The 9,381-nt window shown below is 70.2% G+C and carries 10 protein-coding genes; 5 read left to right on the forward strand and 5 right to left on the reverse strand.

Annotation, left to right across the window (positions count from 1 at the left end; genetic code table 11):
• The 4 genes from Q0C81_RS11340 to Q0C81_RS11355 all read left to right on the forward strand — a co-directional run.
• Positions 1–588: EF-hand domain-containing protein (locus Q0C81_RS11340; RefSeq protein ID WP_367118007.1), on the forward strand; the 588-nt coding region annotated here is incomplete at its 5' end.
• A gap of 65 nt (positions 589–653) precedes the next feature.
• Complete coding sequence (locus Q0C81_RS11345; RefSeq protein WP_291837675.1) at positions 654–1,217, forward strand: RNA polymerase sigma factor; 564 nt, start codon at positions 654–656, stop codon at positions 1,215–1,217.
• Positions 1,218–1,222: 5 nt separating this feature from the next.
• A complete protein-coding gene (locus Q0C81_RS11350) occupies positions 1,223–1,651 on the forward strand; it encodes a hypothetical protein (protein ID WP_291837701.1) in 429 nt (142 codons plus the stop codon).
• Positions 1,648–2,160: a periplasmic heavy metal sensor gene (locus tag Q0C81_RS11355; protein ID WP_291837678.1), complete on the forward strand. Its 513-nt coding sequence runs from the start codon at positions 1,648–1,650 to the stop codon at positions 2,158–2,160. The genes Q0C81_RS11350 and Q0C81_RS11355 overlap by 4 nt, the downstream gene beginning before the upstream one ends.
• Here the strand turns inward: Q0C81_RS11355 and Q0C81_RS11360 are convergent.
• The 3 genes from Q0C81_RS11360 to Q0C81_RS11370 form a co-directional block, all read right to left on the reverse strand.
• Positions 2,157–4,007 carry an ATP-binding protein gene (locus Q0C81_RS11360; RefSeq protein ID WP_291837681.1) on the reverse strand — a complete coding sequence of 617 codons (1,851 nt, stop codon included), beginning with the start codon at positions 4,005–4,007 and terminating at the stop codon, positions 2,157–2,159. The genes Q0C81_RS11355 and Q0C81_RS11360 overlap by 4 nt on opposite strands.
• A gap of 157 nt (positions 4,008–4,164) precedes the next feature.
• On the reverse strand, positions 4,165–4,740 hold the full coding sequence (locus tag Q0C81_RS11365; protein WP_291837684.1) for a hypothetical protein: 576 nt from the start codon (positions 4,738–4,740) through the stop codon (positions 4,165–4,167).
• Positions 4,741–4,834: 94 nt separating this feature from the next.
• Positions 4,835–5,245 (reverse strand): CBS domain-containing protein, encoded by a 411-nt coding sequence (locus Q0C81_RS11370; protein WP_291837687.1) that lies wholly within the window; start codon positions 5,243–5,245, stop codon positions 4,835–4,837.
• Positions 5,246–5,359: 114 nt separating this feature from the next.
• Between Q0C81_RS11370 and Q0C81_RS11375 the strand changes: the two genes are divergently transcribed.
• A complete protein-coding gene (locus Q0C81_RS11375; protein ID WP_291837689.1) occupies positions 5,360–6,850 on the forward strand; it encodes an aldehyde dehydrogenase family protein in 1,491 nt (496 codons plus the stop codon).
• A gap of 70 nt (positions 6,851–6,920) precedes the next feature.
• Here the strand turns inward: Q0C81_RS11375 and Q0C81_RS11380 are convergent, their stop codons facing one another.
• Together Q0C81_RS11380 and Q0C81_RS11385 are read right to left on the reverse strand one after the other, a co-directional pair.
• Positions 6,921–8,054 carry an HlyD family secretion protein gene (locus tag Q0C81_RS11380; RefSeq protein ID WP_291837692.1) on the reverse strand — a complete coding sequence of 378 codons (1,134 nt, stop codon included), beginning with the start codon at positions 8,052–8,054 and terminating at the stop codon, positions 6,921–6,923.
• 22 nt (positions 8,055–8,076) lie between these two features.
• Positions 8,077–9,381 (reverse strand): MFS transporter (locus Q0C81_RS11385; protein ID WP_291837695.1); only part of this gene is annotated, 1,305 nt, incomplete at its 5' end.

The following is a 9,381-nucleotide window of genomic DNA, read 5'->3' on the forward strand; positions in this document are numbered from 1 at the left end:
GCCGTCGCCACCGTCGTTCTGGCCGCCCTCGCCGGGGGCGCCACCGCCCAGCAGCCCGCCCGCCCCGTCGTCGAGCGACAGGCGCACGCCCAGCGCGCCGACACGGACGGCGACGGCCGCATCAGCCAGGCTGAGTTCGTCGGCCGCCGCGTCGCTCGCCTGACCGCCGCCGACGCGGACCGCGACGGCTCGGTCACCCGCGAGGAGAGGCAGGCCCGGCGCGTCGCCCATCGGCAGCAGCGGGCCGAAGCGCGGTTCGCCCGGCTCGACGCCGACAGCAACGGCGCCATCAGCCGCGAAGAGTTCACCGCGCCCCGCGCCGCTCGCGCCCACGGCGAGCCCGGCCGTCATGGTCCGCGCATGGCCCGCCATGGCGGGCCGCGCGCCGAACGCGGCCCGGTTTCGGTGGCCGAGGCGCAGGCGAAAGCCGAGCAGGCCTTCGCGCGTCTGGATGCGGATCACGACGGCTTCGTCACCGCCGAAGAACGCCGCGCCGGGATGCAGCAGGCGCGCGAACATCGCCGCGAACGCATGGCCGAACGCCGCGCCGCACGTCAGGCGTCGCGTCCGGCCCCCGCTTCGGAGTAAGGAGATGGCGGGGACGACGGACCTGCGCCGACCGACCCTCTCGATGATGTTCGAACGAGGGCCTATTGGCGCTGATCGCCGACCCCGACGAGGATCTGGTGCGCCGCGTGGGTCAGGGCGATCCGGCGGCCATTCAGGCCATGGTGGCGCGCAAGCTGCCCCGCATGCTGGCGCTGGCGCGCCGGATGCTGGGCGACGCCGTGGAGGCCGAGGACGTGGCGCAGGAAGCCATGTTGCGGGCCTGGCGGCAGGCGCCGCGCTGGACGCCGGGCAAGGCGCGCTTCGATACGTGGCTGCACCGGGTGGCGCTGAACCTCTGCTACGACCGGCTGCGTCGGCGGCGCGAGATCGCCACCGACAGTCCGCCGGATCGGCCCGACGAGGGCGCGGCCCCGGATCGGGGCCTGCTGGCGGCGGACGTGGGGGCGCGGGTCGAGGCCGCCCTGGCGCGTTTACCGGATCGTCAGAGAGAGGCCATTGTCCTGTGCCACTATCAGGAGTTGACCAACATCGAGGCCGCGGCCCTGATGGAGGTCAGCGTCGAGGCTTTGGAAAGCCTGCTGTCGCGAGGGCGGCGGGCGTTGAGACTGGCTCTGGCCGATATGCGGCCGGACGCTGAAGGAGCATGAGTGTGATGACGGCGGAACGGTTCAACGCCCTGGTATCGGCCTACGGCGCCGACGCGCGGCGCTGGCCTGAAAGCGAACGGACGGCGGCGCAGGCCTATATGGCGGCTGAGCCCGAGGCCGCGCGCGCGGTCCTGGCCGAGGCGGACGCCGTCGACGCCCTGCTGCACGCCGCACCGACGCCGCAGGTCTCGCCGGCCCTGCGCGACCGGGTCATCGCCTCGGCCGCCGAACTGGGGCTGAAGGCGCGTCGCAACGGTCGCCTGTGGCTCGACCGGCTGGCGCTGGCTCTCGGCGCCGGCTGGGCCGCCGCGGCCTGCGCGGGCGTGGCCGCCGGCGTCATCATGACCGGCCACCTGACCGCCGACGCCCAGGCCGACGCGGTGCTCTATCAGGCCTCGCTGCAGGGCGTGGATGACACGGAGGTGCTCGGTTGAGCCCCAAGGCCCTCAAGATCGCGCTCGCCGCCTCGGTGGCGTTGAACCTGTTTGCGGTCGCGGCCGGCGCGACCCTCTGGGTGGGCCGGGCCAAGGTCGAGGACCGCATCGACGCCGCGCAGCGCGCGCCGCACGAGCGCTCGCCGATGCAGGTGGTGGTCAGCCGTCTCGATCCGCAGGTCCGCCAACGGGTTCGCCAGACGCTGAAGGCCTCGGCCCTGGTCGCCAAGCCGGACTTCGAGGAGGCGCGTCTGAAGCGCCGCGCGGCCGTCGATCTGGCCGGTTCGCCGGACTTCGATCCCGCCCGCGCCACCGCCCTGCTGGAAGAGTCCCGCGCCGCCGAGATCCGCGGCCGCGCCCGGCTGGAGGCCGACGCCGTCCAGCTGCTCGGCACCCTCGATCCGGCGGATCGGCAGGCGCTCTCGGAGATCCTGACCCGCCGTGGCCGCGTGGTGGTTCGGGATCGTCCGGACGTCCCGTCCGCTGACGACAAGAAGGCGGTCGATTAAGCGGCCGCCCGCGCCGCCTGCGCCGGCGCGCCGGGGGGATGGATCGGCAGTTCGAAGCTGACGGTGGTGCCCTGCCCCGGCTCGCTTTCCATCATCAGCTGGCCGCCGTGCAGCTCGATCAGCGACTTGGTCAGCGCCAGGCCCAGGCCGGTGCCCTGGGTGGTCTTGGAGTGCTGGCCCTCGACCTGCTCGAACGGGCGCGCCAGGCGCGCCAGGTCCTCGGGCGCGATGCCGATGCCGGTGTCGGTCACCGCCACCCGCACCCGGTCGTCGTCGAGCCGTGACAGGGTCACCACGATGTCGCCGCCCTCGGGCGTGAACTTCACGGCGTTCGAGATCAGGTTCAGCACCACCTGCTTCAGGCCGCGATGGTCGGCCTCGATGTCGGGGATTTCGGCGGCGTCGACCAGAAGCTTCAGCCCGGCCTCCTGGATCTTGCCGCGCATCAGCCGGGCCGCGTCGTCCACGACCTCCTTCAGCGACACCTGTTCATAATGCAGGGTCAGCTTGCCGGCCTCGATCTTGGCCATGTCGAGGATGTCGTTGATCAGGCTGAGCAGATGCTGGCCCGACTTCAGGATGTCGCCCGCATAGCCCTTGTATTTGGCGTCGCCCAGCGGACCGAACAGTTCTCCGGCCATGATCTCCGAGAAGCCGTTGATGGCGTTCAGCGGCGTGCGCAGTTCGTGGCTCATATTGGCCAGGAACTCGGACTTGGCCTGGTTGGCGGCCTCGGCCCGGGTCATGGCGACTTCGTATTTTCGCGCCAGCAGGGACAGCTTCTCCTCGCGGTCCTCCAACTCGGCGATGGTGGCGTGCAGGCGTTCGACCGCGCGCTGGCGCTCGGCTTCCTTCTGCTTGATGGCGGTGATGTCGGCGGCCGAGACGACCGAGCCGCCGTCCGAGGTGAAGCGCTCGACCAGTTGCAGCCAGCGGCCGTCGACAAGCTCGACCTCGCGGGCGCCGGCCCGGCCGCCCGCGGCGGCCTGCTCGGACTTGATGGCCAGGGCGGCGATGCGGTTCAGGTCCTGCTTGTAGGCCCCCTTGCGGACCACGCCGTCCTCGAACCCGAAGGCGTCCTGGAAGGCCTGGTTGGACAGGATCAGCCGACCCGACTTGTCGAACAGGACGAAGGCGTCCGAGACGCTCTCGATGCCGTCGCGCAGGCGGCTTTCGGCGGCCTGGGCCTGAGACTTGGCGCGGCGGGCCTCGGTGGTGTCCAGCGCCACGCCGAGAATGGAGGTGAAGCCGTCCTGCCCGCGCTCGCCGCGGGCCTGGCCCCGCGCGTCGATCCAGCGGGCCCGGCCCTGGTCGTCCGGAACGGGGAAGCTGACCTCGAAGGCGCCGTAGGCCTGGGCCTGACGCAGGGCGTGCTGCACGGCCTCGCGGTAGCGCGGATGGATGCGCTCCATGATCACGGTGTCAGGCAGGGAGCCGCTGCGGTCCAGCCCCAGCAGGCTGGCCATATAGTCCGAGATCATCACCTCGCCGGCCTCGATGTCCCAGTCCCAGACGCCGCAGTGCGCCGCCTCGACCGCGCCGCGGAACCGGCGCTCGGACGCCGCCCATTCACGGCTGATGCCCATCTGTCGCCGCTGCATGATGACGACGAGGACGAGGGTGAACAAGCCGATGCCGATCGGCGGGCCCAGCACCCACAGATCGTGCAGCGAGAAGCCGGCTCCCGTGCTCTGGGGCGCGGCGACGCCGCGGGCGACCAGAAGCACATGGGCGGTGATCGCCAGCGCCAGCGTCAGGATCGAGATGCGCAGCCATGCGGGCGCCCCGCGCTCGCGATCGGAGGCGCGTCGTCCCTGCGGTGATATGCGGCGCTCCTCACCCCGCAAGGCGCTCTCCCGGACGATTCGACAACGAAGCCCGAATCTAGGCTGCGTCGCGGATTCGTGTCGAGCGGGGTTAACCCTCGCTCAACATTCTTGAACGGGGTGAGTCGCGGGAGTCGCACTCCGGCGCCGAAACGCCGGAACCGGCCTGTCCTCGCGCCTACGCCGCCTGAATCGTCGGGGCCGCCGCCAGCTCGCCCGTCGGAGCGGCCAGCACGTCCGTCACGGTCCTGAGCACGGTCCGGGCCTCGCGGGCCAGGGCGCGCATCTCGGGCGGCGCGTCGTCGGGCGCCTCGTCGACCGAGGCCAGAAGCTGCTCGGCCAGCGCCATCAGGCGCGGGGCGGCGGCGATCAGCCGGGCCTGGAATTCGATCTGTTCGGGGTCGCGGTCGTATTCGGCGCCCGGCACGCGCCAGCCGCCCCAGTCGGCCTTGTCGGTCACGACGACGGGATAGGTGCCGGGGAAGGGATGGTGCGGGGTGTCCTCCGCCGCCTGCCACTTGTTCCGGGCGCGCATCAGCCGCCAGTTCTGGCCTGAGACCTCGGCGGCAGGATCCTCGACCGGCAGCAGCAGTTCATGGCCAAGGAACTCGCGGCCCAGGCCCACGTCATAGGTGACACGGACCGGCTCCTCGAAGCCCTTGGCCCAGACGGGCTGGACCTTCTCGATCTGGGCCCACGCGCCGACGCACTCGACCCAGACCTTCTGGCCCTTCTGGAACTGCGCGCGCGCCATTGATCACTCCCGTCCTGAGACAGGGCACAATGCGGCCTGCGGATGAACAGCCGGTTTGGCGAAAGGGTAAAGAGAATCCTGACGCCGCCGCCGGTCAGTTGCGGGAAATGCCTTCCAGGGCCTCGCCCGCGTACTTCTCCTTCACCCGGGTCGAGAGGTCGCCCAGAGACACCACGCCGACCAGACGGTTGTCTTTATCCAGCACAGGCAGACGGCGAATCTGCCGGCTGCTCATGGCGTCCAGCACGGTCTTCAGATCATCGTCGACGCGCGCCGTGTAGGGATCGCGGGTGATGAACTCCACTACGGGGGCGGTGGCCGAGACGCCGCCGGCGAGGGCGCGCACGACGAGGTCGCGGTCGGTGATCGTCCCGATCAGGGTGTCGCCGTCGGCGACGGGCATGAAGCCGAAATCGCCGTCATGCATGCGGCGAGCCACCTCCTGCAGGCTGTCGCCGGGACGGGCCACCTGCACGTCCTTGCTCATCAGATCGCGTACCTTCATCGGGCTCTCTCCGTGGACTGGTTCGCCGACAGAACCCTTGCCTGGCGCGGCGGTTCCGCTTCCGCCCGCGCGATGGCCGGGCTACACGCCGCTTCAGACGAGGGAGAGCGGACGATGACGGCGGCGAATGAGGCGAAGGCCATCCTTCAACGACTGGGCGTCGATGCGGCGGTCTGGAACGGCCAGCTGCCGACGCGCTCGCCCATCGACGGTTCCACGGCCGGTTCGGTCGCCGAGACCGCGGACATCGACAGCGTGATCGCCCGCTCGGTCCAGGCCTTCCACGCCTGGAAACGCATACCGGCCCCGCGCCGGGGCGAACTGGTCCGCCTGCTGGGCGAGGAGCTGCGGGCGTCGAAGGAGGACCTGGCCCGTCTGGTCACCCTGGAAGCCGGCAAGATCGTCTCCGAAGGCCTCGGCGAGGTGCAGGAAATGATCGACATCTGCGACTTCGCCGTCGGCCTGTCGCGCCAGCTCTACGGCCTGACGCTGGCCAGCGAACGGCCTGGCCACCACATGCGCGAGACCTGGCAGCCGCTGGGGCCGGTTCTGGTCATCTCGGCCTTCAACTTTCCGGTCGCGGTGTGGGCGTGGAACGCCTGTCTCGCCCTGGTCTGCGGCGACCCGGTGATCTGGAAGCCGTCGGAGAAGACGCCCCTGACCGCTCTGGCGACGCAGGCCGTCTTCGACCGGGCGCTGTCGCGTTTCGGCGATGCGCCCGCCGGCTTGTCCCAGCTCGTCATCGGCGGCCGCCAGGCCGGCGAGAGACTGACCGCCGACGCCCGCGTCGCCCTCGTCTCCGCCACCGGCTCGACCCGCATGGGCAGGGCTGTAGCCCAGACAGTGGCCGCCCGCCTCGGCCGGTCGCTGCTTGAGCTCGGCGGCAACAACGCCATGATCGTCGGTCCGAGCGCAGACCTCGACATGGCGGTCCGGGCGATCGCCTTCTCGGCGGTCGGCACGGCGGGACAGCGTTGCACCACCTTGCGCCGTCTGTTCATGCACTCGGATATCTCCGCCAAGCTGATTGATCGCCTGGTCCAGGCCTATGAAACCCTGCCCGTGGGGGATCCGCGCGAAGACGGCGTGCTGGTTGGACCTCTCATCGATGAAGACGCCTACACCGCCTTCCGTAAAGCGGTGGACCAAGCCAGCCGCGAAGGTGTCCTGATTTGCGGCGGGGAGCGCCTCGACCGCGATGGCGTCTACGTCACGCCCGCCCTCATCGGCATGAGCAAGCAGACCGAAACGGTCAAACACGAGACCTTCGCCCCGATCCTCTACACCTTCATCTACGATGACTTCGATCAGGCGGTCGAAATGCAGAACGCCGTGCCGCAAGGCCTGAGCTCCTGCATCTTCACCGACAGCGTCCGCGAGGCCGAGCAGTTCCTGTCGGCCTGGGGTTCGGACTGCGGCATCGCCAACGTCAACATCGGCCCCTCGGGCGCCGAGATCGGCGGGGCGTTCGGCGGCGAGAAGGACACCGGCGGCGGCCGCGAGTCCGGCTCCGACGCCTGGAAGGCCTATATGCGCCGCCAGACCCAGACGGTGAATTTCAGCCGCGAGCTGCCGCTGGCGCAGGGGGTGAGGTTCGAGGTGTGAGGCAATAGTCAGGTAGGCAGTAGGCAATAGGGACGATTGCTCCCTCCGCCGACGGTCTGCACCCTACTGCCTACTGCCTGTCTCGCGTATCCACCCGCGCCACCACCGACAGGCCCGGCCGCAGGCGGTCCAGCCCTTCCTGGCCCGGATCCAGCGCGATGCGAACGGGCACCCGTTGGGCCACCTTGGTGAAGTTGCCGGTGGCGTTGTCTGGACGGATGACGCTGAACTCGGAGCCCGTCGCCGGGGCGATCTGCTCGACCTTGCCGGTCAGGGTGCGGCCGCCCAGGGCGTCGACCGACAGCTCGACCGGCTGGCCCACGCGGATGTCGCGCAGCTGGTTCTCCTTGTAGTTGGCGGTCACCCAGATGCGGTCGGGGACTAGCGCCATCAGCTGGGTTCCGACGGCGACCTGCTGACCCTGCCGTACGCTGATCTCGCCCAGCCGTCCGTCGCGCGGGGCGATGATGCGGGTGTTCGACAGATCGATCTCGGCCAGGTGCACCTGGGCCCGGGCGTTCTCGACGGCGGCTTCCAGCGAGCCGCGGCTGACGACGGCGGAGGTGACGTTGGTCTGGGCGATGCCCTCGGCGGCGCGGGCCTGGGCCAGCTGAGCCTGGGCGGCCCTGAGCGCCGCCTGGCTGACGTCGACCTGGGCCTGCGCCACCCAGCCGCCCTCGAACAGCCGCCGCGCCCGGGTCGCATCCGCCTGAGCCTTGGCCAGATTGGCTTCGGCGCCGGCGATGGTGGCGCGCTGCTGGGCCACCGATCCACGCGCCGAATTCTGGGCCTGGGCCGAGTTGGCCAGGGCGGCCTCGGCTGAGTGCAGGCTCGCCTTCGCCTGCTCCAGGCGCTGGCGGTAGATGCGGTCGTCGATGGTGGCCAGCAGCTGACCCTGTTTCACGGTCTGGAAATCCTGCACCTCGACCGAGGTGACATAGCCGGTCACCTGCGGCGCGATCACCGTCACCTGCCCGCGGACATAGGCGTTGTCCGTGTGCTGAACGCCGGAGACGAAGGGCGGCAGCTGCCAGGCCCACAGCACCAGCAGGACCCCGATCACGGCCGCCGCGATCAGCACGACGGTAAACAGCACGGTCTTCTTCGGCGCAGGCGCGGGCGCCGGAGCGGCGGGCTGCGTCGGCTCCGGGGCGGCTCCGGTCGTGGGAGCCGGGGTGGATGCGGGTGCGGTCGTGTCGGTCATGGCTTCAAGAGGGTCTCGTCGGTCATTGCGTGGCGGCGACGGGTTCGCCGGCCTTGCGCGCGGCCCGGCGGGCCAGGATGCGGGGTCGCAGGTGATGGAAGGTCGTCCACGCACAGCCGACCGCCGCGAACACCGCGATCAGCAGGAAGACGTCGTTGTAGGCCAGCACGTGAGCCTGCTGGGTGATCTGCTGCTGCAGCATCGCCTGTCCCTGCGTCGTGCGCAGGGCGGGATCGCCGAGCACCCGCGCATAGGCTCCGCCCAGCTGCTGCAGCCGCAGGACCACGTTCGGGTCGCCGAGGTTGATCGCCTCGGACAGCTGGTTGGAGTGGAATTTCTCCCGGATCGTCTCGATGGTGCCGACCAGGGCCGACCCCATCAGGCCGCCGATGTTCTGGCCGACCGTGAACACCACGATGAAGCTGACCAGGTTCTGGGCGCCCTTCTGGAGCACCTGCAGGAAGCCGATCAGCATCGCCGGCCCGATGAAGAACGAGGCCGCGAAGGCCATCAGGGCCTGGCTGTAATACAGCTGCGCCGGACGCGTCAGGACGGTCGAACGGGCGTCCAGGAAGGCGCCGACGGCGATCAGGGCCAGGGCGATGGCGATCAGGGCCATCAACCGGTCCGGCTTCAGCGTCAGGATGCTGACCACCGTCCCCGCCGCCGTGGCGACCAGAACCACCCAGAACAGGCTGTAAAGCTGCTCCGGCCCCAGGCCCATCTGGGTCATCAGGCCCACGGCCCCGGAGGTCTGTTCCGACAGGACGATGCGGGTCCCGATGATCACCAGCCCCAGCCGGAGGATGTCCGGCCCGGCCATCCATTTCAGGTTTATAAGCGGGGTCTCGCGATTGTACTCGATGGCGATCGCCGCGGTCAGCAGGACGATGGAGCCGACCAGGGCCCAGCCGATCCAGGCGGCCTCGGTCCACCAGACGATCCGGCCCAGGCCCAGCACGGCGCAGAGCAGGGCGATCCCAGGCGCGAACAGGGCGAAGGTGACGAAATCGAGGGGCTGGAACACCTTGGTCCGCTCGGACGGGGGCAGGCGCACGGCCAGGACGGCGGCGAGGGCGACCAGCGCCAGTCCCAGTTCGAAGACGTAGACGCCCCGCCACTCCGACAGGTCGATCAGCGAGGTCGAGAACAGCCGGGCGGCCGGTATGGCCAGGCCCGAGATCCCGATGCCGGTCAGCAGGCCGCCGATCCGCAGCTTGGGCGGAAAGGCCTGGATCAGATACAGAATGCCCAGGGTCGACAGGGCCGCCGCCGCCATGCCGGCGAACCCGCGGGCGATCAGCAGCGACTGGTAGTCTTCGAAAAG

It is taken from the genome of Brevundimonas sp., assembly GCF_023259385.1.
In the GTDB taxonomy this organism is placed as follows: domain Bacteria; phylum Pseudomonadota; class Alphaproteobacteria; order Caulobacterales; family Caulobacteraceae; genus Brevundimonas.

Coding starts and splice junctions, on each gene's coding strand:
- Q0C81_RS11350 (WP_291837701.1), top strand. CDS start 1,223: ATGACGGCGGAACGGTTCAACGCCCTGGTATCGGCCTACGGCGCCGAC.
- Q0C81_RS11370 (WP_291837687.1), bottom strand. CDS start 5,245: ATGAAGGTACGCGATCTGATGAGCAAGGACGTGCAGGTGGCCCGTCCC.
- Q0C81_RS11380 (WP_291837692.1), bottom strand. CDS start 8,054: ATGACCGACACGACCGCACCCGCATCCACCCCGGCTCCCACGACCGGA.
- Q0C81_RS11365 (WP_291837684.1), bottom strand. CDS start 4,740: ATGGCGCGCGCGCAGTTCCAGAAGGGCCAGAAGGTCTGGGTCGAGTGC.
- Q0C81_RS11375 (WP_291837689.1), top strand. CDS start 5,360: ATGACGGCGGCGAATGAGGCGAAGGCCATCCTTCAACGACTGGGCGTC.